The sequence below is a fragment of the Hyphomicrobium sp. genome, from assembly GCF_036262015.1.
GTDB lineage: Bacteria > Pseudomonadota > Alphaproteobacteria > Rhizobiales > Hyphomicrobiaceae > Hyphomicrobium_C.
The window spans coordinates 1,024,480-1,046,531 of sequence record NZ_DATAJR010000008.1 but is presented as its reverse complement, the minus strand read 5'-3'; the positions used below and the strand labels follow the sequence as shown (position 1 = coordinate 1,046,531).

Below are 22,052 nucleotides of genomic sequence, written 5' to 3'. Positions count from 1 at the left end.
AAGGGGCAGCAGCGCATGAGCGGTTCTGCTGACAATGGCTCCAGCGAAGATGCGCAGCCTCAAGACGAGGCTGCGCATCCGTTCGCGCCCGCCGAGGTCTATGCCCTGCCTTTCCGTTCCCTCCCATGGCCCCAGACGGAACTGCGTGACACGCCCGCGATCCGCGCTGCGAGTGTTTCTGCGTCCTTCGTTATTCATGTCTGCCTCGCCGCGGCCGCTGTGTTCTGGATAGGGGAGCAATCGGGCCTCATCAAAGAGATGTCCGACGCGATCAGCATCGAAATGCATCAAACCCCTATGACCGAGCAGCACGAGATCGAAGAGATGTCGGAGGTCGTGGAGGTTCCGGCGCCTGCGATCACAGCTGGCACGCCCGATGGCTTGAGCGAGCTCGAGCCGGTCGAAGCCGAAGCAGCCACCGCTGAGAGTGCCCCCTTGCCGCCTGTTTCCTCACAGGAGGGTATCGATGCCCTGAAGGGCGCCGAGACGGTGGACGAGGCCATCGGGACAGAGACGCGGGATGAAACCAAGCCGCACGAAGACGTCAGGGAACACAAACCCGAAAAGACGCAGCAACAGAAGGCCGCCGAAAGCACCGACAAAAAAGATGCAAAGTCGAAGAAAGGGATACCAGCCCCGGAAAATAGCGCGGGCGCCAAGGCGAAGGCCGCGCCAGTCTCTGCCAGCACGGGAAGCGTACTCAATTATGCGTCACGCGTGCGCGCAAAGGTCTCCGGGCATGTCCCTCGATCAGGGGCCGGAAAAGGTACCGTTGTGATTTCCTTTGCGGTCACGAAATCCGGCGGGCTCAGCGGAGCGCGTGTCTCGCGCTCGTCTGGAAACGCCGCCATCGACCGGGCAGCCTTGGCCGGAGTGCGCGCTTCCGCGCCGTTTCCGCCGCCGCCCGCTGGCGCATCACCCTCTCAGCTCAGGTTTTCCGTAGCCTTTCAGTTCCGCTGAGCATTCGGAGAATTTTGTCCGGCCGTGGCCCAACGCTGAAATGACTACAGACATTCGCTCTGAAGAGCTGTGCGCCGGAAGGACCCTGCTGGAGACCACCGCTCGGGAGCCTGAGCAGACACCCGATTGACCCGACAGCCGACTCGAGCCTCGGTCCAGTGCCTAAGCCGGATGTGACGGACGCAAGCCAAGCATATGGCAAATTCCATAGACGAGATCCGCGCGATTGAGTGTGTAAAAGTGGAAGTCCGTGATCCCGCGATCGACGAGGCCCATAACTTGCTCGGCGGCGAAGGCAGCGGCCGCAAGGCGATGCGTCTCACGATCGTCGTCTAGCCCGTCGAACCAGCGCGGCAGCAAGGCCGGAATGCTGACACCGGCCCGCGCGGCCACGGCCGCAACCTGGCGGAAGTTGTGAATCGGCAGGATGCCCGGAATGATGGGAACTGCGATTCCACGGGATCGCGCGAGGTCCTCGAAACGGAAAAACAGCTCATTGTCGAAGAAGAACTGTGTGATGATCCGATCTGCGCCGGCGTCGACCTTCGCCTTAAGCATCGCGATGTCGGCAGCGACGGTGGCTGCCTCCGGATGCTTCTCGGGATAGCCCGCGACCGTGATGTCAAAATTGGCAACGCGTTTGAGACCTGCGACAAGGTCGGCCGCGTACGCGTAGCTGTCGGACTTTGGCACGTACTCTTGATCGGGAGGCGGATCGCCACGCAATGCAACGACATTGCGTACGCCGAGATCCCAGTAGTTGCGTGCAATGGTGTCGATCTCGGCTCGGTTCGCTGCGATGCAGGTCAAATGCGCAGCCGGCCGGAGAGACGTTTCGCGCAGAATGCGCTCAATGGTTGCGTGCGTACGCGCAAGCGTTGCGCCACCAACACCGCAAGTCACGGCAACGCTGGTCGGTTGCATGGGCTCGAGCCGCCGGACGGACCGCCACAGCTTCTCCTCCATTGCGGTAGTCCGGGGCGGAAAGAACTCAAAGGACGCGCTAATGACGCCTTGCCCGAGGAGGCGACTGGTGCGCAGATGCGGCTGTTGACAGGGCGAGTACCGCGTTCGTCGCATCACAGGCATGCTTTCCTCTCCCGCTCCGTCAGCTGCTGGAAGCTAGTCCGCTGCAAATCTCCCGATGATGCGGGGCCTGCGTGGACCCTGAGCACATGCCCCGCCAGATAGAGCGATCCAAAAATGAGTACCCTGCCCGGCTCTCGCATAGCGGCCTGGGACAGCAGCAGTGCGTGGGCAAGTCCACGCGTCGGCACCGCGTCGAAACCTTCACGTTGAGCTATTGCGGCCAGATCGGTCGCGTTGAAGGCGTTCTCTTCATCGGGAATGGGAACCGCGTAGACTCGCGAGCAACGTCCTTTGAAGGATTCGATGACGGATGGAGCGTCCTTTGTATCCATCATCCCCCAGATCAGGTGCACCTCGCGCGGGTCGCGCGCGTTCAAAACATCGAGGTGTTTGGCAAGAGCGGCTCCGCCCGCAGTATTGTGCCCGCCGTCGAGCAAGACCTCGGTCTGCTCGCCGACATAGGCATCGAGACCGCCGTTGTTGAGGCGCTGCAGCCTCGCCGGCCACTTCGCCTTCGCAACGCCGTCCTCCAGCGCGTCGACCGTCAGTGCCTCGCCGAACAGCATGCTCGCAATCGCGATGGCGGTTCCGGCATTGTCGATCTGGTGCGCCCCTTCGAGGCAGGGCAACGGAAGATTAATCTGCCGTGTCGCCGAGTGAAAAATTAGTCGGCGGTCTCTCTCGAACACTTCGAAGTCGCGCCCAAAGACATGCAATGGAGCGCCGACGGCCGCCGCTTTGTCTTTGATGACGGCCAGGGCATCGGCCTCCTGTCGGCCGACAATGCACGGAACGCCAGGCTTGAGAATGCCCGCTTTCTCCGAGGCGATAGACGCCAGAGTGTTGCCAAGAAATCCGACGTGATCGATTGAGACCGGAGTTATCGCCGTGACGCGCGGCCGCTCAAGCACGTTCGTCGCATCCAACCGACCGCCCATACCCGTTTCAAGCAGCAGGATATCAGCCGGTACTTCCGAGAACGCGAGAAATGCGGCCGCGGTCGTGATTTCGAATTGCGTAATCGGCGCGCCATCGTTGGCAGCTTCAACCCGCGAAAGACAATCGACGAGCATTTCCTCCGAAATCTGCGCAGGTCCTTCTTTGCCCGCGAGGACGATACGTTCATGGAAGCTGACGAGGTGCGGTGACGTGTACGTGTGGGCGCGGAGGCCGAGCGACTCGGCAATCGCGCGCAAGAATGCGATGAGGGAGCCCTTACCGTTCGTACCCGCGACGTGAACCACAGGCGGAAGGCGACGCTCGGGATGTCCGAGCGTCGCGAGCAACCGCTCGACGCGATGTAGCGACAGATCGATTGCCTTTGGGTGAAGCCCTTTCAGTCGCTCAAGGAGTAGCGAGCTGGAAACAGGCCGCACGCGGCGGCTTTCAGAGCTTTCCGCAAACATAATCGTAGACATGTTCTTTTGCCTCACGACCGTCGCTGAGCAGCTGAGCAAGCTCGCCCGTTATTGCTGTCTTGAACTGCTCGTCCTTTATGGACGGCAGATTGATCTTGACGTTCATTATTGCACCCTCGAGCCCGGCGTAGGCCTGCTGCGCCGCCACGCCAAGATCGCTAAGCGCGTTGGGATTGGTTTTTCCAAGTAGGCTCTGAGAGAGGTTCAGTACGGTGATGCACTCCCGCGCAATCGAAAGCGGTGACTGGACAGCCTCCTTGTAACCTTGCTGGATCGCCGCTGCCCGCTTCTGCTTTTCGTCGTCAGTCCCTTTTGGCAACTTGAAGGCAGCCATGACGGAATTGAAGGCCTCGGTATCGAGATCGACGCGGCGGAGAAGACCTGCAGCAAGGCCATCGGCTTTGGGCAATGCGGATTTGATCTCGTCCGTGAAAGCCTCAAGGTCCTTCTTGCCGATGCTAAGGCGGCAGACCATGGCCACGAGCTCGGCACCGAGCGCGCCTGAAAGGGCCGCGACGCTTCCTCCTCCTGGAGCCGGAGCATCCGATCCGAGCACAAGGCCAAATTCTTCAAGTGTCATCTTTACGAGCATTTCGTCCTCATTTTTTTGTCCGGGTTCCTCTTTGAGCCCCGTCGCTTGCATCACATGAGGGCCTCAGAACAGCCCTTCGATCTCTCCTCTTTCGTTCAACTGAATCGTTTCCGCTGCAGGTGTGCGGGGCAGGCCCGGCATGGTCATGATTTCCCCGCAGATGCCGACGACGAAGCCTGCCCCTGCCGAGAGGCGCACTTCGCGCAATGGCAATTGAAAACCTGTCGGCGCCCCGCGCTTGTTGGGGTCAGTTGTGAAGGAGTACTGCGTCTTCGCCATGCAGACCGGCAGATGTCCGTATCCCGCCCGCTCCCACTGCGAAAGCTGCTCGCGGATCTTCGGGTCGGCAGTCACGCCTTCGGCACGGTAGATCTCTTTGGCGATGATCTCGATCTTTTCGAACAGGCCCTTGCCCTCAGGGTAGAGCGGCTTGAAGGTCGCCGTTCCAGACTTGCAAAGGTCAACGACTTTCCGTGCCAACTCCTCGGTGCCTTCCGATCCGAGCTCCCAATGCCGGCAAACGATCGCTTCCACGCCCTGACTCGAAGCATACGCTTTGAGCGCCTCGAGCTCAGTTTGGGAATCCTTGGCAAAATGGTTGATTGCGACAACGGCCGGAACACCGAATTTCTTCAGGTTCTCGATATGACGGCCAAGGTTGGCGCAACCCGCCTTCAGTGCCTCGACGTTCTCTGCCCCTAGATCCTCCTTCTTCACGCCACCATTCATCTTGAGAGCGCGCACAGTGGCCACGATCACGACCGCCTTGGGGCTCAGTCCTGCCTTGCGGCACTTGATGTCGAAGAACTTCTCAGCGCCAAGGTCTGCTCCGAAACCAGCCTCGGTGACGACGTAGTCAGCGAGCTTGAGCGCCGTTCGGGTTGCCGTTACCGAATTGCACCCATGCGCGATATTGGCGAACGGGCCACCGTGGACGAATGCCGGGTTATTCTCCAGCGTTTGGACAAGGTTGGGCATCAGGGCGTCTTTGAGCAGGACAGTCATGGCGCCATCGGCCTTGAGATCGCGGCAGTACACGGGCGAGCGGTCGCGCCGGTACGCAACGATCATGTCACCAAGCCGCTTCCTTAGATCGTCGAGCCCAGTCGCGAGACAGAAGATGGCCATCACCTCGGACGCGACCGTGATGTCGAAGCCCGACTGGGCGGGATATCCGTTTGCCGTACCGCCGAGAGAGGTCACGATATCGCGCAAGGCGCGGTCGTTCATATCGAGCACACGCCTCCACGCAATGCGCCGCGTATCCATATCCAGCGCATTGCCCCAATAGACATGATTGTCGATCATCGCGCTCAGCAGATTGTGTGCGCTGGTGATGGCATGGAAGTCGCCGGTGAAATGGAGATTGAGATCCTCCATCGGCACAACCTGCGCATAACCGCCGCCTGCCGCACCACCCTTCATGCCGAAGCACGGACCGAGCGAGGGCTCGCGCAGACAGATCATCGCCTTCTGGCCAATCCGGTTCAGTCCGTCGCCGAGCCCGACTGTCGTCGTCGTCTTTCCTTCGCCTGCCGGTGTGGGCGAGATCGCGGTGACAAGAACAAGGTTTCCATCAGGTCGAGATTTGACTTCGTCGATGTAATGGAAATCCACCTTGGCTTTGTGGGGTCCGTACCGAAACAGGTGCTTCTCCGAAATCTCGATCTTGGCCGCAACCTTTTCGATCGGCTGAAGCTTCGCAGCCCGCGCAACTTCGATGTCGCTGCCAACTTTTCTGACCATAGTGTGCCATCCCTCTAACGTTGCCATTCAGCTTTGAGCCGAATTTGTCACCTGGTTGTTCGCCAGAGGCGAGCAGCCAAATTTTGTATTGATATTGACGTGAGGTGGGGTGGGGCGGCTTCGATCTCACCGAACGTACAGGGGAGCCGTTCGCGCAGTGATTGATCGAAGCCGCACCCTATCCGGCTACGTCGCCCAGAAGATGAAGTGACCCGCTGCCATCGAGGCAATGCCGCCGGCGAGCGCAAGATAGGGAAGTACTCCAGCCCTGGTCGGGGGCAACTCCGTCTTCCCCTCCGGCACGAGGTCGGCCAGCATGTGAGGCGGGAACTTGCCCTTGTCCACGACGTAGTGCCGGTACCAGAACAGCGGTGTAGAGATGAACGCGGCGGCCAATCCCAGGAACAGGATGTGGTTGCCCCAGATATTGGCACCTGCACCGATGAGGAAGGCGTTCACGTAGGCAAGAACGATGCCCGCAGCCATGAGCAGCTTCGGCGTGCGGTATGGGCGCTTCGCGTCTGGATTGTCGAGGCGGTGGATCCAGCCGGCATTGAGGTTCAGGTAGTGGAACAGCACGTAATTGACGGCTGAAACGGCGAGTACGAACAGGTAGTCGGACATCAGCAGCAAGATCGCGTTGAAAGCCAAGTCCGTCCACATGGCGCGCGTCGGTACGCCGTTCTCGTTGAGCTGATCCAGGAATTTTGGCATCCAGCCGTCGTGACCGCCCTGGTAGAGCGTCCGTGAGGATCCGGCCATGGCGGTCATGATCCCAAGGAACAGGGTGAAAGTCAGCATGACTACGAGCAGCTTCGCCACGAAGTCGCTGGCGCCAACCATGCTGGCAAGTGCAGCGCCCACGCCTTCGCCGGTCACGATCCCGGGAGACAACATGTACTCGGTTCCCAGAACACCCTGGAAAACGAACGGCACGAGTGCATACAGGACGACGCAGAGCACGCCCGACCAGATAATTGATCGCGCACCATCACGTGCAGGATCCTTCATCTCGCTCATGTAACAGACAGCATTCTCCGCTGCGTACGCCGACCAGGCGGCGAGGAAGAGACCTCCAATTAGCAGTCGCCAGCCTTCGAGATTCCATTCGCCATTGAGCGGAACGAATGGCACGAAATTGTTCATCGTGACGCTCCCCGTGAAGAGCGGGATAATCGTCACGAAGAGCAGCGGAATGATACCGCCGAGCGTGAGAATGATCTGAACGCGGGCAGTCTTTGCGATGCCTGTGTGCTGAATGCTCCATACCGCCACCATCAGGATCGTCCCGATGACGAATTGCGCATTGATACGGATCGAGAGCCCTTCTTTGAGAAAGCCGAGATCAAAGAGCGTCAGCTTCCACGTAATGAGAGCGTGGTCTGGAGGAAGGAATATTGATAGAAGGTAGCCCGATCCCAAACCTGAGCCAATTGCGAGGATCGGGCTCCAGGCGAGCCAGTTCGACCACACCGACATCGGAGCGATGATGGCACTGTGTCGAATCCATGCGGTTGCACCGTAGACGGCCGTGCCTCCCGACTTGTTCGGGTGCATGCCCGCCATTTCGGCATAAGTGAAAATTGCCACGAATCCGATGAGAACAGAAATCAACCAGACCAAAGGTGAGATCGTACCGGTCACAGCGGATATTCCGCCGAGACTGAACATGACCAGTGCCGGAGATCCCGCGGCAATGAACACGACCTGCCACCAGTTCACGTCGCGTCTCATCGTGTGCGTGTCCGCGGGACTGTGAACTCGGTCACCGCCTTGCGCTATCCCGTACTCCATTGTCGGTCCTCCCAGGTACCGTAATGGAATCAAAAACCGGCTTCGCATTCTCGTTGAGCGGAAATGTTCTTGTCGAAGCCGGCCTTGATTGCCTCCCAGTTTGTTGATGATTGTCTTGGACGCGACGGCTCTAGCCCTCGAGCTCAAGCAGGTGGTTTTCTAGAATCTGGCTCTTGTAGTCCCAGGGACCGTTGATACCCTCGAGCTGCAGGTACCATTCAGCCGTCTGCACGAGGACCTCCGCCGCGATGGTGCCGCACACCTGTCCGGCCAGAACGTTCACGCCGTAGCGCGCGGCCTCTGCCTTAAGGAGATTGTAGATGCGGTGTAGTGGGGTCTTGAGCGGGTTGCTGACCTCAATGGAGACGATTGTCACCGCCTTGCCAGTACGACGATGCGTATTCGGGAGACCGATGACGCCCTGAATGTTCGTGAAGCCGCCGGACTTGCCACGCACATAGCTTGCGAGCTTCTTCGCAATGGCAAGATCGGTGGTGTCGAGAACGACGTTGAAGTAGGCGTCATGCTCATCGAGAGCACCGACGATGGTCGCGCCGGCAGTCGGATGCATCTTTGCCGGTCCGAGATCCGGGGCGCGATCCGGATCCTTGCCAATCACATCTCGTAGGCCCTCGTAGTTTCCTTTTCTGATAGCCGTGAGGCCCTCACGATCAGGCCGGCGAGCGTTCTTGCCGGTGAAGAAGATGGGCACGCCGTGGCGCTTGAACAGCTCCTTGCCCAGCTCCTCGGCGAACTCAACGCATTCCTCAATCGTGATATCCTTGGCCGGATAGATCTCAATCGTGTCGACCGCACCAATGCGAGGATGGCGTCCGTGCTGCTTCTCCATATCGATGAGTTCGTACGCCTTCGCTGCCGAAGCGAGGATCGCCTCCCTCATGGCCTCCGGCCGCCCAAGCACCTCGACCGGCAGGCGATCGAAGTCGGGATCCGGCTCGTAGCCGATGAGCTTCACCCCTTTCTTGTCGCGGAACGGAGCGACGATCTGATCGATAACCTCCTTGCGAGTCCCGTCGCTGAAATTCGGATCCGATAGAATATACTTCGCCATAGACTTCCTCCTGAGGTTGAATCCCGGTTTTGCGGGGCCGTCCGGAATTCCCTGTGGTGGTCGACACCTTGCGTCGATGTCCCCCTTTTTGATGGACCGAAGCGCGCACCGGTGGATCTGCCCACTGGACAACGCCGCTTACTGTCGCACCCTCACGCTATCTTCAAAAATGAATTAATCAAGCAATTAATTATCTCGCACTTGCGCCAGAAGGCTTGTGCGACGCGGAACACGAGATCATCTCTCGATGTGTTGTTGTCGCGGAAATGTCTTCGCTTGCCGGCGCAGATCTACGCACTCAGCCGGATTCGCGTTCTCGGTAGTGGAGCGGCCTTCGCATGCCATTGCCAAATGTCCGTCGCACGCGGAGACAGCAATTCGCAATGAGCCAACGCGCATATTTCATTATGCAATCAATTAAATTTCATGGGGCGCCTGTACGCATGCATCCCCTAAGCGCTTCGCCTGTTAGAAGCATCGAGTAGACGCAGACTGCGATAGCGAACGTTTGCGATGGCTGAGTGCCGCAAGACTGCGCTACTCGTAATTCCGCCGTATCACTCGTTTTGTGCAAAGCGGTAAGCCGCAGTCCCACGCTCTGTGGAAATCGGGCGCTGTTCGCACCAAAAGCCAACGTCGCGTCGGGTCCGCACGCCCCTCAGGTCTCGTCAAACGCTGTCGAAGAGCAGCCATGCATACTGCGCATGTTACGATCAGACTGCTGCACGGCTACACTCTGGCAGCTGGCACACCGGACGCGTCGATCACAAACCCTTTTTTTTGACGCGGAGTGTGTATTCCGGGTGGGAGGCACGACTTCGCGCTTGCCGCCAGCGCCGGCACTAATTAATTAGGCTATGAATTCAGCAAGGTCGAAGACGATGGCACTCAAAAAGAAGGAAGAACCGAAACTCGGGCGCAGGGCCGCAAAGACTGCGGGTCCAGATGCGGACGAACTCGCGCGCATTGCGCTGGATCTGTTCGCCGAGCGCCACTTTGCTTCGGTGACCATCAAGGACATTGGCAACGCTGCGAACGTAAACAGCGCCATGATCTACTACCATTACAAGGACAAGCTGGCCTTGTTCAACGCTGCCATCGACAGCGCAATAGACGAGGCCTTTCAGTTCTTTGCCGTTCATTGCCACAATGAGAAACACGAGAATGCCGTGTCGGCGATCACAGCGTGGATCGACGTGCACGTCGCGCTGCACAAGCGGCTGCGCAACGTCATCAAGATCAGCCTGGACTGCAGCGGACCGGAATTTGCGGACGCAAGAAGTTCAATCCGGCGCTTTTATAGTCACGAGAACAAGATTCTCCAGGAAATCATCCGCGACGGCATAAGAGGCGGGATATTTCGCCAGGTCGATCCGTCCGTAATCGCCACCATGGTCTCCGCATTCCTCGACGGCGTATTGGCGCGCTCGCTGATATTGAGGGATTTTGACATGCCGAAAACCGTCGAAGAGTTCAAGCGCGCGCTATGGCTACAGCTCGGCTACCGAGCCGTGCGAGGACGAGCCTCAGCGCGCGCCGAAGGGATCGATCGCAAATTCGCATGAACTGGAAGCAATCAATGAAGCCTGTCTTGATACTCCAAAACGACCCCAAAGAGGGCGCCGGCCTGCTCGCGACGCTGATGGCCACCCGCGGTCTAGATCAGTACGTTGCGCAAGGGTCTACTGCGCAATATTCGGATCTTGATGCTGATCGTTTCAGTGCGTTGGTCATTCTCGGCGGCCCTCAGAGCGCCTACGAGACTCAGAAGTACCCTTTCTTACAGGGAGAGATGGACCTCTGCAGAGCCTTCGTGGAGGCCGACAAGCCTATCGCAGGCTTTTGCCTCGGCGCCCAAATTCTGGCAGTTGCCTTGGGTGGTGAGGTTGTTGCGGGCAAGCAAAAAGAGATCGGTTGGTACGATCTCATGCTCAGCGACGAGACGTCAAGCGACGCGTTGATGAGGGACCATCCGCGAACGCTCCTCTCCTATCACTTCCACGGCGACGTCATACGTGATGTCCCGGGCAGCACGATTCTAGCCTCGTCCGAGATGACGGAATACCAGTTGTTCCGGTACGGAACGGCTGCATACGGCTTTCAATATCACGCCGAAGTCGATAGCCCCCTTCTGGCAGGGATGTGCCAGAACAATCGCGAATATCTCGCCGCGAATGGCATCGATGCCCAGAAGCTTGTCGATGAAAGCCGCTTGAACTTGCCTCCGTTCGAACAGCAGTGCGCAACCGTACTTGGACGTTGGCTTGATCTATTTTCCCGTGCGCCAGGAGTACATTGAAGACCCGGCGAGTAGCGCCTCCGCCAGTGCCTCGCTTGGCGCGCGGCACAGGGGCTTGCTGTTCGCCCCAACTGTCGGTGTCCGCTTGGGGCAGGTTGCGGCTCATTTTCGAGCTTCGGACAACACCATTTTCCACGGCATGACCCTGGAAAAAACCCATGATGGATAAAAAACCCATGATGGATGATGAGCGGACGCTGCGGACCGTCCGCTTGCGGCCGCGCAATGATCCCAAGCGAAAGTCGCGTCTGTTGCATTGTCACTGCAGAACGTTGTCCGCATACGATCACCATCGTCAGATGGTGGCTTTGGAGCCCCCCTGCTCTCGCCCGACACCCCTCACAGTATCTCAGTCAGCATCACTGGCTCTGCCATCAGACGAGTGGGTCGAACATGATCTCCCTAACCTCCTGTGCGCATCGGCAAGCGGCAGCGAACTTGGCAGCCCACTCTAGCGCCGCAGCGTGTGATAGTCGGTGGAGGTGAAGTTGTTCCGATCATGTCCGCATATTGGTAGCGATCGATCACATCCCTCCGGATCACCGACGGCGGCTCAAGCCCCGGAACGGACATCAATCTCGGCACGACGAAATATGTCGCTCAAGGAAATCCATGACGCGCGATGCCTGGCCCGGAAGGAAGTGGTAGCCCTCTTCGATGAAGCATATCTCCGCTTGCGGAGCGACCCGCTGCAATCTTTCCGTCGTGTTCCGTGAGTCCAGCAGAACGTCCCGCCCGCCGATTATCGTTAGAATCGGCATGTCAAGTCTGCGGAGTTGGGTGTCCGTCAGCTGCGGAATTTTGACCACGCGCGGCTTAATTGCTCGCCCTACGCCTTCCATGAGGTCGGCGAGCGGCCGCACCTCTTCCGGCAGTGTCCTCGGAGCGGGACCGAATACCAGCTCCCGCATTTTGCGCCTACCCCACGGGCCCAGCAAAAGCAGTGGCGCCGCTTTCAGGAGGAAGTTCTTCTGTCGGCCGATACCGGCCGGGCAGATCAACGCAAGCGCTCGAATGGCTGCTGGCCTTCTGCTGGCGTAGTCAAGTGCGAGCCATCCTCCCAGCGACGTGCCGACGATGGCGGCACGAGACAGTCCCAGCGCAGCAAAAACATTATCGAGCCAAAGGGCATGCGCATCCCCGCCGAGTTCGGGTCTCACTTGTGCGCTCAAGCCAGCCTCACCGATCACATCAACCGCGAACAGCCTGAACTTCGTTGACCACAGCGCAACATCGAGCATCCAGGACGCCGAGTTCGCCTGAGCGCCATGGAGCAGCACAACCGGTGGCGCGCCTTCGGGTCCGCAGACCAGGACGAATGTCGCGCCCTGACGTGTTGGCACTTGTAGCTCGGCTTTTGGAACCGGCCATTGCTCCAGAACCCTTCTGTATTGCGCCTCGATTCCTCTCGCCGCTTCGGCGCTCTTATAGACGAGGTTGCTCATGGCCGGGCCCTCAATTGCACCTCCAGCATCTCCAGCAGCTTGGCCACGTCGGACGGAATGCCGATCACCACCACTTTCATGGCTTTGGTGAGCGGATCGAATGCCGCTTCGAGATGCAGCGGCGGCGTGTCGGCATTGCCGGTCATTGCAGCGGCATGGAGAAACGTTGCCATTCGCTCTGCCCGATCCACTGAGACCTCGGGGATATCGACGATGCACGTCGTCCGCACATCTCCTGCTGTTTCGGATCTGCCATTCGCGACGCCGGCAAAGGCGTCCAGGTTGGCGCGAGCGATGCGATAGGACTTTCCGATCCGCGTTGCCGGTAGCCGCCCGTCGCGGATGTAGCGAAGGACAGTCTTGGGGTGCAGGTTCAGAAGCTCGGCCGCCTGCTCAACGGTGACTAGACTATCCGACATCATATATTCCCAATTGATCCATAAATTGGATACATTATAAGATTATTGGCAGCAATAAGGATCAATTGGGAAGATGGCGGTCGACGCTGGAAGAGAAATGAAAGCTAAGCTGCGTGGCGATATGCGCGCTGCCATGAAGGACGGCCGCTCCGTCGAGGTGGAGGTCATTCGAACGCTTGTCACCGCGATCGACAACGCTGAAGCGCCACCCATCGACGCAGTGAATTCATCGGTAAAAGTTGAACCGCTAGTACTGAGCAGTCCTCAAGTGCGTCTTGTGATCATGGAGGAGGTCCATGAGCGCGAGCGCGCAGCTGCTGAGTTGGAGCGTCTGGAGAAGGCGGATCGCGCCGAAGCTTTGCGTGCCGAAGCTCGTCTAGCAAAGCGATACGTCGAGTGATGAGTTTCGCAGCCCATCGGGAAAGAAGCGGAGTAAATCGAACGAGGCGAAGAAAATCAGCTCCTGACCCGAACGCAGCTCATCAGGAATGTTTCCTGGAGAATTTTTCCTAAAAGTCCACTCACAGGCAACAGCCTGTAACCAGACTGACGAGCGCTACATCTTCGACCTCTTGTCTGATGTCCAATGATGTGCCCTTGAGCGGGAGCTTAGCGGCGGTTTCGCGCTTTTCGTTTTTGCTTGCGGCGCTTGGGGGCAATTGTTCCTCGGTCAAGAGCCCGCATCGCAGGCGTTCCGATCGAAACGGACGGAGGCGTTTGAATTCGAATGCGCGTGTGCCCGCTTTCGCGACACGGCTCGAATCGCAGCAGCTTTGTTGCCAGCGTCTGCGCTTCCGCCTCATCGTGTGTCACCATGACGATGGTCGCTCCGGTGTTACGCCACAGATCACGCACCAGCAGTTGCAGTTGCGTTCGATTGGTCGGGTCCAGTGCACCGAACGGCTCATCGAGAAGAAGCAATTTTGGCCGGGCAATCATCGCCTGCGCAATCGCGAGACGTTGGCACATTCCACCTGAAAGTTCGTGCGGATACTTCTGTGCCGCTTTCTCAAGGCCGACATCCGCGAGCGCTCGCATGGCTCTATCACGGAGACCTCTAAGAGCGTCCCCGAACACCCAACCCGTACGCGGCGCGTGCTTGAATTTCAAACCCAGCAGGATGTTATCCAAAGCCGTCCTATGTGCGAAAACAGAATAGTTCTGGAAGACAACGCCGCGATCCGGCGTGGGATGGTCCGGCATCGGCGCACCCTCGAGGAGAACGCGTCCTTCGGCGGGCCGAAGCTGACCGAGGAGAAGCCGCAAGAACGTCGACTTGCCGCTTCCCGACGGTCCCGTGATTGCACAGAAACTCCCCCGCTCAACGGTGAGATTGATCCCTCTGAGGATCCACTGATTGCCAACCTCGACTCCGAGGCTCTGCACATCGATCGCGCTCATGGGTTGGCCCTGTTCGCATAAATCCAGGGCCCCATGTATTCGGCGCCGCGCTTGAGTACGTAATCGAGTGTAAACGCCAGAAGCGTAATCCAAAGGACGTAGGGGATGATCACATCCATCGCCATGTAGCGGCGCACCAGAAAAATGCGATAGCCAAGACCGCTCTGCGACGCGATGGCTTCTCCCGCCAACAAGAACAGCCAGGCCGACCCAAGACCCACTCGGACACTTTCCAGAAGGCGCGGCAGCATCTGCGGCAGCACGATGGTCTTCACAATGAGATAAGTGGAGGCGCCAAGCGTCTGCGCCTTGATCAAAACCTCCACCGGAATTTCCTGAGTTCGTGTCGCGATGTCGCGCGCGATGAATGGCGCAATGCCAATGACGATCAGGAAGATCTTGGATGCCTCACCCAGCCCCATAGAGATCAGAATGATGGGAAGGAGTGCGAATGGCGGAATGATCGAGACGACCGCAACGAACGGCGAGAACGTTGCGCGGACGAGCGGAAACAGACCGAGAGCGATACCGACGGTCAATCCGATCAAGGCAGCCAGTCCGAGCCCAATCGTGAGGCGCTCCAGGCTCGACAAAGTATCCGCGAGAAAGACACAAAGCCCCGAGTGGGGATCGATCGCGCCGCCGATCCGCTTCACACCCTCGTACATGGCAAATACGGACGGTAGCAGATTGTCGCGCGCGTTCGCGGCAAGGCGCGACGCAGACGCGTTGGCATAGGCAATTGCAATTATGACGAACGGGGCCGCCCCGAGAGCCAGAGCGGCTCTACGGGACGGCCTTGCGTTGATGAGCTGCGCCATGCTCACAGCTTTCCGGCCGCCGCTTGCACGATGAGGTCGCGATCGAAGCGCAGCAGCACGTTGTCCTTCTTACCCACGACCTCTCCGGTCGGGAGCTGAATTCCGATCGAGTCCGCGTCCTTGACTTCTTTTCCAAGTAGCTGGTAGCGATGCGCGAAATCGCGAACACGAACCAGAGTGTCTTTCGTCTGCGCACGATCGGCGAAGGCCAGGGCATCTGCGCCGTTCGAGAACAGCCCGACGGACGTAAGCTGCTGTTCGTAAGTCACCGGATCCGTCGCCGAGGTTTCCGCAAGCGCCTTGATCACTTCAGGCCGCTTGGGATCAGACTTGTTGTTGATGATCGAAGCCACTTCGTACCACGCACCTAGAAGCGCTTTGGCGTAGTTCGGGTTCTCCTGGAGTTTACTGGTGCGGACGATGATCGACTCGAAAATCTCGCCCGGGATATTCGAGCTGTCGAACACGATGTGCGCATCGCCGCTCTGCTTGAGCTGATCAATCTGCGGCTGCCAGGCTACCAGAGCTGAAAGCTCAGGCGCCTTGTACGCGGCGACGAAGTCCGCGTCTCCAATATTGGTCCGCTTGATGCTATCGAGCGGAATATTCGCCGTCTCGAGAGCGCGGTCCAAAAGGTAGTGGGAGACCGAATACTCGACGAGATGGGTAGTCTGCCCCTTAATGTCGACGAGCTTATCCTTCCCCTTCAGCACGATGGCGTCCGCCCCGTTCGAATAGTCGATGGGGAAGATCGTCGTATCGACGCCGTTGGCTACGGGAATAGAGTAGACATCGGCAATGCTTGCCAACACGCCATCAAGGCCGCCAGCGGAATACTGGTTTACGGATTCGACATAGTCGTTGAGTTGCACCAGCTCAATATTGACGTTGTATTTATCAGCCCACTTTTTCAGGATGCCGCTCTGCTGAGCATAGCTCCACGGAACCCACGGCGTGAACACGATCCACCCGAAGCGGAAGGTCGGCTTGTCTGCCGCCCACGCTCCGCCTGTCGATGTAAACACTGTCGCAAATGATGCGATCAGCATCGCAACTAGTCGCACGTTCCTCATCTTCCACTCCGATTTTCAAAGAACATCTTCAATCAAGATCAGAACGCCAGGAGGTTCTCTCTCAGCGTTTTGTGCGTATATTCGGTTCGCACCAGTCCGCGCCGTTGCAGCGCGGGCACGAGCCCATCGGTCACCGAAATCACATGTCGGCGATTGGTCGAAAGCGCAGGCGTGGTGATAAGGAAGCCGTCGCCGCCGACCTCTTCCATCGCGGCCTCCATTTGGTCAGCGACAGTGTCCGGCGTTCCGACAAGCTCGATTGACGCACAGATGCCACCCGAAGCTTCGATGACGAGTTGCCGGAGCGTCTTGTTTCTTCCCCACTGCTGGAATTTGTCGAGCGACCCCTGCTCGCCGTTCGTGACAAGCTTTTCCGGTAGGGGCTTGTCGAGATCGAACGCTTTGAAATTGATGTCGGTGATGGCCGAGATCAGCGCCAGGTTCTGTTCGATGAACGTGGCGTCATGCGCGGTACGCTCATATTGTGCCCTCGCCTCCTCGTCCGTCTCGCCAAGAACGGGCGTGACCAAAAACAGGACTTTAATATCGTCCGGATTCCGCCCGTGCTTCACTGCGCGCGCGCGTACGTCCTCACGGTAGGCTTTCATGCCTTCGATGCCGTTCTCGACAGCGATGATTGCGTCGGCATGCTTGGCCGCAAAATCGCGGCCCGTCGGCGAGCCACCCGCCTGCAAGAGCGTGGGACGCCCCTGCGGAGAGCGAAGCGTATTCAGCGGCCCGCGGCACTTGAAATACTTGCCCTGGAAATCGATCTTGCGGACCTTTGTGTGATCGACATAGGTCCCGGTTTCACGATCCCTTACGAGGGCGCCTTCTTCCCAGGAATCGATCAGCTGGTAGAAGAGATCCATATACTCATGGGCTACCTCGTAGCGCTTTTCCCGCGGCGGCAGCTCGTCCAGACCAAAGTTCTGCGCGGCGGCGTTTTCCGCGCTGGTCACGATGTTCCAGGCAAACCTTCCGTTGGTGAGATGGTCGACGGTGGAAGCGAGACGGGCAAGCAGGAAGGGCGGATATCCAAGCGTCGACATCGTCGCGACGACGCCGAGCCCCTTGGTGTGTGCTGCCATCAAGGTCGCCAAGGGCACCGGATCATGCTTCGGCGCCATGCCGAGGCCAAGCTTCAGGTAGCTTTCGAAGCTGTCACCATAGGCTTCCGGAATGGCCAGCTTGTCCTCAAGCATGATAAAATCGAAACCGGCTCGGTCGAGCGCGCGCGCCATGTCGATGTGGAAACTTCCGTCCCAGCTGTTACCGCCGTTGGAGAATGGGCCGTTCCATTCGTCGGCGGTAAAGTTGGTGAACCACCCCAGATGAAACTTCTTCTTCGTTCCTGAATTCGACGTCGTCTTTGACACTGTGTAGACCCCATGAAGTGAAATTTGCGCCCAACGGATTGGTCGCGGCATGCTCAGGCGAATGAAAGCTCGGCGGTGCTGGAAGCCGCGCTGTGCACTCGCGTTTTCAGTCGCTCGCTTGTTTCCCGCGCGTTTGCAGCAGCGATCGTCTTCCGGGCTTGTTCCAACGCCACAGCCGACTTGATCCAGCCGTAAGGGTTTTCAGGACGCGCCGTGATGCGCTCCGAGGCGAGCGAGGTTGCGAGATTTGTCCAACCGGAGCGGATGGCCGCTTCGAGAAGCGTACGATCGAGAACGTCGCGCTGCGCCGCCGAGCCGCCGAACTCCACCGCATGACCGCGCGCGTTCAGAATCTCCTCGGCGGCGTCGCGATAGCGCTGTTCGCCGAAGGCAAGAAACGCTCTCGCCAGCGGGATGCCGACGCGTCGGCCGTTGGCCCGGTTGTTCGTTTCCTTCCCATCCGATGAGACGAAAGCTTCGAGATTGGCGACGACCCGGCGCGCCTCGTCCAGCTTCCCCGCGCCCACGTGCGCCATCACTGCATGGACGTCATTAAAGACATAGTGAGACACATCCGGAAGAACGGTCTCCCACGAGGTTGAAAGCTCTTCGAAACGCGAGCGGACGTTCACGCCTTCCAAATGGATCCGCCACAGCAGGGCAGACGCGTCGAGAAGAACCAGCGCAATTTTCGGACTGTTGTCATGAAAGAGTGCCTGGTCGTAGACCTGCAGCGCGCGGTCGTATTCGCCAAGATCCAGATGAAACAGTCCCTTGTGCCACCAGTTGTGCGCACTGAAGAGGTTGCCCGACGCCCAGCTGTCATTCCGCGATCCTAGAAAAGAAAGCCCGGCGCCAATCGCACCGCGCATTTCGAGAGAATGCGTCACGGCGTGAATTGCCCACACGTCGTCGGGCCGATATTCGAGCGCGAGCCGGCCGTGGTCTTCCGCCCGCTCATACTCGCCGTTTTCCTCAAGGCCGAACGCGTAGCAGCCCTGAACGACACCGTATTGGGCATCGCTGCGATGCCACTGCCCCAGCTGACGTGCGACACGGTCTTTCAGATTTCGCGTATTGCCTGAGAAGAAGTCGAGTTCGTGCCCGATGCGAAGGCCGAGAATATCGCGCGGCTCATCCAGTCCCAGCCGGTCGAGAACGCGGGCCGCACGACGCATGTCCCCGGCAATCCAGGCATCGATCGCCTCAGCGTGCGCTCGCTCACGGTCCGACCAGGACGATACGTGAGCATGCTTCTTCAATTCCGTGATCGTGCTAGCAGCCACGGCCGTCGAAGCAGGCTCAGTCATGAACAGGTGCAAGTAGGCCTTGGCGAACGAAGCCATCGGAAAATTCGGACTGGCCGAGATCGCTTGATCGAGCGTGTCAAACACGGAGTTCTTGAACAGCACCAACTCGTCTATGCCCTGGCGATAGAGCCTGGCCGATTCAGCGTCCGCACCGGTTAGCGGCAGGCCTTGCAAGTCCACCTGCATTGGCTTTCTCACTTTCAGTAGGATGGTCGAAAGTTTCGCGACGAGTGCTGATTGCGGCGACAGCGCGTTCTTGATTTCCTAGTCAACGATCGCTTCCCCATACTTCCGCGTCCCCTTGGCCTGCACAGATTCCTGAGCGTTGATCCCGAGTTCCGGAAAGAGCAGCTCGGCGACACGATGCGCCTCTTCCAGATGCGGGTAGCCGGAGAGAATGAATGTCGAAATTCCGAGCGATTGGTATTCGCGCAGACGCGCAGCAACCGTTTGCGGATCTCCGACCAGCGCGGTGCCGTTCCCGCCCCGCGCCAATCCAATGCCGGCCCAGAGATTGGGACTGATCTCAAGATTGTCCCGGCGACCGCCATGCAGAGCAACCATGTGGCGTTGTCCGATAGATTGTGAGCGCGAGATTGTCTGCTGCGCCGCAGCTAGTTCCTCATCGGAGAGATCTTCTATCAATCGGTTGGCGGCGGCCCACGCCTCGTGGGCGGTTCGACGAACCACGACATGAATGCGCAATCCGAAGGAAACATGCCTGTCGGCAGCCTCTGCGAGAGCTCTCACCGTCTTGATTTTCTGAGCGACTTGCTCGGGCGGCTCGCCCCAGGTCAGGAATGTGTCGAAGAGATGTGCGCCGAGCTCATAAGAAGTCTGCGAAGAACCGCCGAAGTACGTTTGCGGTCTTACCTGAGGCGGAAACGAGAGCTGGGCCTGCTCGATACGCACGAACTCGCCAGCATGGCTGACGCGCTCTCCGTCAAGGAGCTTGTTGAATACATTCACCCACTCGTCGAGCTGCCGGTAACGTTCGGCATGATCGAGAAAGAGACCATCAGCAGCGTTTTCGACAGGGTCGGCCCCAGTGACGACGTTCACGAGAACGCGCCCCCGCGTCGCACGATCCAATGTCGCCGCCATGCGCGCTGCTACGGTTGGAGAAACCGTTCCGGGACGCACGGCTATGAGGAATTTCAGCCGTTCAGTGACTGAGGCAGCAACTGCCGAAACGATCCAGGGATCTTCGCAACTGTTGCCGGTTGGAACGAGAACGCCTTCATAGCCAAGAGAATCCGCCGCAAGAGCAACCTGTTTCAAATAGGAAGAATCTGGTTCACGCCCACCTACATCAATGCTGAGCGAGCGGCCGTCTCTATTCGTTGGCAAAAACCAAAAGACTCCAAGTTCACTTGGCGGTGATTTAGAATTTGATCTTTGCATCGTCGATCCAGCAGCCTCAGCTCACTCGCGCTTCGGCCGAGATTTCTAACGAGCACGAAAATCAAAACAACGATGATTTTCTGATATGCAAATCAAGCCGCTTGATGCGTACTCAAACGGCTTGACTTTGCATGTTTGCAAACAAGCAAATGAAGTTTTCGTATTTGCTCCTCAGCTCCCAAGTGGGGTAGCCACCTCGGCAGAGCGCTCGTCATCCTGCATCACGGATGCGCAACATTTGTCCTGTCAGCCAAGGCTTCCCATGAGCAGAAATACATCCCGCCGCCCTAGCGGTTCATTCAAAATCGCCGTGGTATCCGCTGGCCAACGCAATCCGTCACGCACGCGCACCTTGGCGCTCGCCATCGCGGATGCCATCGGCGATCGCGTGAAATCCGAGACAACAGTCGTTGACCTGTCGACACTGTGGAAACAGATCGCGGTGCTGGCCAGTCCTAGCGACGCCGATCAGGATGTGCGGGCCGCATTCGACGCCGTCGAAGACGCTGATCTTCTCGTCACTGCATCACCCATATTCAAGGCCTCCTACACGGGCGCATTCAAGCACTTCTTCGATCTGTTCGCGCCGGACGCCTTGGTAGCAAAGCATGTCATATTGGCAGCTACGGGCGGTTCAGAACGCCACTCTCTGGCACTGGAGCACAACTTCCGGCCTCTGTTCAGCTTCTTCGCCGCGCATACGCTCCCGACAACGGTCTATGCGGTTGATAGCGACATCGTCGACGGCGCCTACATCGTCGAGTCGGTTGCTCAGAGAATCGCGAAAGTCGCGGACGAGGCGGCACTCATTCTTCGTCAGCGGGACCAATATGATCTCGCAAACGTGGCCGCTGTTGCGAGCTAATCGCCGAGACATGGCCGTACGCTCGATATTCGACGACGGCCACTCACCAATCTGTACTCGCGCCCGATTGCGGGCACCCCGGCTCCAATCGGGCAGGTGGAGAAGGTGCGCGATCCGGCAATCGTCGTTGCGCTGATCAGAACGTAGCCGGCGTGTTGAACCAAAGCACACGCAACATCGTGTCGCCGGTGTTCCGATAGCCATGCGAGAGCTCTGATGGAAAATAGAAGGTATCGCCAGCATTCAGTGCGTAGGTCTCATCCCCCACTGAAAGCTCAAGCGTGCCCTCCAGCACGTATCCAAAATCCTCGCCCTTATGAACAATCCGGCCGTCACTCCCACAGCGCGGAGGCACCGTATGAATGTTGGCCTGGAACAACACCGGACCCGGCGACGGGGTCAGCAGCTCCAGGGACACGTCGCCCCCATCCGCACCGGCATTTTGAGCGATCGATGGGCGCGTCCCCTGACGCATCACCACCCGAGCGGCACTAGGATCGAACAGTGACGTCATATTCGTTCCGAGAATTGCCACCAGCCATGCAGCAAACCAATCGATGGTGTAATGCGATCGTTTTCGACTTTCGAGAGCATGCTTTCGGAACAGTCGACCCGGCTTGCCACCTCTTTCAGGGTCAGGCGTTTCGCGAGGCGAAACTGACGAAGCTTAGCGCCCATTTGCACCATGTTCGCCCGCGCCTCCGATACCATTGCGTTTCTCCCCGACCATTCGCCGCGCCAATTATACATTCTTCGAGGCAACGACAATCCAATTCGGGGATAATCACTCCCACATCATTTTCATATCAAATGCAGAAATACAGCAGGGTCACTTTAAGAGCCGGTTGAAGCGTTGGTCGCGTGTGCCGAAATAGCGATTTTCTCCAGGAGACTAAGAAGCACCTTATCGGCGCGGTTCGCTCGCTTGCTGCTGCCTAGGTGTGCAAGTGACGACGGTCGGACGT

The 22,052-nt window shown here is 58.6% G+C and carries 21 protein-coding genes; 5 read left to right on the top strand and 16 right to left on the bottom strand.

The genetic code is table 11. From position 1 onward, the window contains the following. Positions 1–15 precede the first annotated feature (15 nt). Positions 16–960 (top strand): TonB family protein, encoded by a 945-nt coding sequence (locus VHO05_RS13495; RefSeq protein WP_329647100.1) that lies wholly within the window; start codon positions 16–18, stop codon positions 958–960. Between the two features lie 162 nt (positions 961–1,122). Here VHO05_RS13495 and metF read toward each other — a convergent pair whose 3' ends face one another. The 6 genes from metF to ftcD form a co-directional block, all read right to left on the bottom strand. After that, entirely contained in the window at positions 1,123–2,040 is a 918-nt protein-coding gene (metF, locus tag VHO05_RS13490) for a methylenetetrahydrofolate reductase [NAD(P)H] (protein ID WP_329647099.1), read from the bottom strand. Beyond that, positions 2,040–3,467: a folylpolyglutamate synthase/dihydrofolate synthase family protein gene (locus VHO05_RS13485; protein ID WP_329647098.1), complete on the bottom strand. Its 1,428-nt coding sequence runs from the start codon at positions 3,465–3,467 to the stop codon at positions 2,040–2,042. Before VHO05_RS13485 ends, metF begins: the two co-directional genes overlap by 1 nt. Next, on the bottom strand, positions 3,436–4,059 hold the full coding sequence (locus tag VHO05_RS13480; RefSeq protein ID WP_329647097.1) for a cyclodeaminase/cyclohydrolase family protein: 624 nt from the start codon (positions 4,057–4,059) through the stop codon (positions 3,436–3,438). The genes VHO05_RS13485 and VHO05_RS13480 overlap by 32 nt, the downstream gene beginning before the upstream one ends. 63 nt (positions 4,060–4,122) lie before the next feature. Then, positions 4,123–5,805: a formate--tetrahydrofolate ligase gene (locus VHO05_RS13475; RefSeq protein WP_329647096.1), complete on the bottom strand. Its 1,683-nt coding sequence runs from the start codon at positions 5,803–5,805 to the stop codon at positions 4,123–4,125. A gap of 186 nt (positions 5,806–5,991) precedes the next feature. Continuing rightward, the gene (locus tag VHO05_RS13470) at positions 5,992–7,539 is read right to left on the bottom strand and encodes an APC family permease (protein ID WP_329647095.1); all 1,548 of its coding nucleotides are present in this window, start codon (positions 7,537–7,539) and stop codon (positions 5,992–5,994) included. Positions 7,540–7,729: 190 nt separating this feature from the next. Continuing rightward, the gene (gene ftcD, locus VHO05_RS13465) at positions 7,730–8,671 is read right to left on the bottom strand and encodes a glutamate formimidoyltransferase (RefSeq protein ID WP_329647094.1); all 942 of its coding nucleotides are present in this window, start codon (positions 8,669–8,671) and stop codon (positions 7,730–7,732) included. 881 nt (positions 8,672–9,552) lie between these two features. Here ftcD and VHO05_RS13460 point away from each other — a divergent pair. Together VHO05_RS13460 and VHO05_RS13455 are read left to right on the top strand one after the other, a co-directional pair. Then, positions 9,553–10,236 carry a TetR/AcrR family transcriptional regulator gene (locus VHO05_RS13460; RefSeq protein ID WP_329647093.1) on the top strand — a complete coding sequence of 228 codons (684 nt, stop codon included), beginning with the start codon at positions 9,553–9,555 and terminating at the stop codon, positions 10,234–10,236. After that, a complete protein-coding gene (locus VHO05_RS13455; protein ID WP_329647092.1) occupies positions 10,233–10,970 on the top strand; it encodes a type 1 glutamine amidotransferase in 738 nt (245 codons plus the stop codon). Before VHO05_RS13460 ends, VHO05_RS13455 begins: the two co-directional genes overlap by 4 nt. 572 nt (positions 10,971–11,542) lie before the next feature. Here the strand turns inward: VHO05_RS13455 and VHO05_RS13450 are convergent. Together VHO05_RS13450 and VHO05_RS13445 are read right to left on the bottom strand one after the other, a co-directional pair. Then, positions 11,543–12,415, bottom strand: coding sequence for an alpha/beta hydrolase (locus tag VHO05_RS13450; RefSeq protein ID WP_329647091.1), 873 nt, complete (start codon positions 12,413–12,415; stop codon positions 11,543–11,545). Then, positions 12,412–12,834 (bottom strand): helix-turn-helix domain-containing protein, encoded by a 423-nt coding sequence (locus tag VHO05_RS13445; protein WP_329647090.1) that lies wholly within the window; start codon positions 12,832–12,834, stop codon positions 12,412–12,414. The genes VHO05_RS13450 and VHO05_RS13445 overlap by 4 nt, the downstream gene beginning before the upstream one ends. Positions 12,835–12,907: 73 nt before the next feature. Here VHO05_RS13445 and VHO05_RS13440 point away from each other — a divergent pair, with 73 nt between their 5' ends. Then, entirely contained in the window at positions 12,908–13,234 is a 327-nt protein-coding gene (locus VHO05_RS13440) for a hypothetical protein (protein ID WP_329647089.1), read from the top strand. 209 nt (positions 13,235–13,443) lie between these two features. On the opposite strand, the gene VHO05_RS13435 is transcribed toward VHO05_RS13440, so the two are convergent. The 6 genes from VHO05_RS13435 to ssuD all read right to left on the bottom strand — a co-directional run bounded on the left by VHO05_RS13435 (position 13,444) and on the right by ssuD (position 20,222). Next, entirely contained in the window at positions 13,444–14,235 is a 792-nt protein-coding gene (locus VHO05_RS13435; protein WP_329647088.1) for an ATP-binding cassette domain-containing protein, read from the bottom strand. Further along, entirely contained in the window at positions 14,232–15,056 is an 825-nt protein-coding gene (locus VHO05_RS13430; RefSeq protein WP_329647087.1) for an ABC transporter permease, read from the bottom strand. Before VHO05_RS13430 ends, VHO05_RS13435 begins: the two co-directional genes overlap by 4 nt. Positions 15,057–15,058: 2 nt before the next feature. After that, entirely contained in the window at positions 15,059–16,129 is a 1,071-nt protein-coding gene (locus VHO05_RS13425; protein ID WP_329647086.1) for a putative urea ABC transporter substrate-binding protein, read from the bottom strand. A 38-nt stretch (positions 16,130–16,167) separates the two neighbouring features. Further along, positions 16,168–17,508 carry an NtaA/DmoA family FMN-dependent monooxygenase gene (locus VHO05_RS13420; RefSeq protein ID WP_329647085.1) on the bottom strand — a complete coding sequence of 447 codons (1,341 nt, stop codon included), beginning with the start codon at positions 17,506–17,508 and terminating at the stop codon, positions 16,168–16,170. Between the two features lie 53 nt (positions 17,509–17,561). After that, positions 17,562–19,004 (bottom strand): tetratricopeptide repeat protein, encoded by a 1,443-nt coding sequence (locus VHO05_RS13415; protein WP_329647084.1) that lies wholly within the window; start codon positions 19,002–19,004, stop codon positions 17,562–17,564. A 78-nt stretch (positions 19,005–19,082) separates the two neighbouring features. After that, a complete protein-coding gene (ssuD, locus tag VHO05_RS13410; RefSeq protein WP_329647083.1) occupies positions 19,083–20,222 on the bottom strand; it encodes an alkanesulfonate monooxygenase in 1,140 nt (379 codons plus the stop codon). Between the two features lie 262 nt (positions 20,223–20,484). Here ssuD and VHO05_RS13405 point away from each other — a divergent pair, with 262 nt between their 5' ends. Next, positions 20,485–21,087, top strand: coding sequence for an NAD(P)H-dependent oxidoreductase (locus tag VHO05_RS13405; protein WP_329647082.1), 603 nt, complete (start codon positions 20,485–20,487; stop codon positions 21,085–21,087). A 136-nt stretch (positions 21,088–21,223) separates the two neighbouring features. Here VHO05_RS13405 and VHO05_RS13400 read toward each other — a convergent pair whose 3' ends face one another. Both VHO05_RS13400 and VHO05_RS13395 read right to left on the bottom strand, forming a co-directional pair. Beyond that, complete coding sequence (locus VHO05_RS13400; protein WP_329647081.1) at positions 21,224–21,601, bottom strand: cupin domain-containing protein; 378 nt, start codon at positions 21,599–21,601, stop codon at positions 21,224–21,226. Beyond that, positions 21,598–21,798 (bottom strand): helix-turn-helix transcriptional regulator, encoded by a 201-nt coding sequence (locus VHO05_RS13395; RefSeq protein WP_329647080.1) that lies wholly within the window; start codon positions 21,796–21,798, stop codon positions 21,598–21,600. The genes VHO05_RS13400 and VHO05_RS13395 overlap by 4 nt, the downstream gene beginning before the upstream one ends. Positions 21,799–22,052 lie beyond the last annotated feature (254 nt).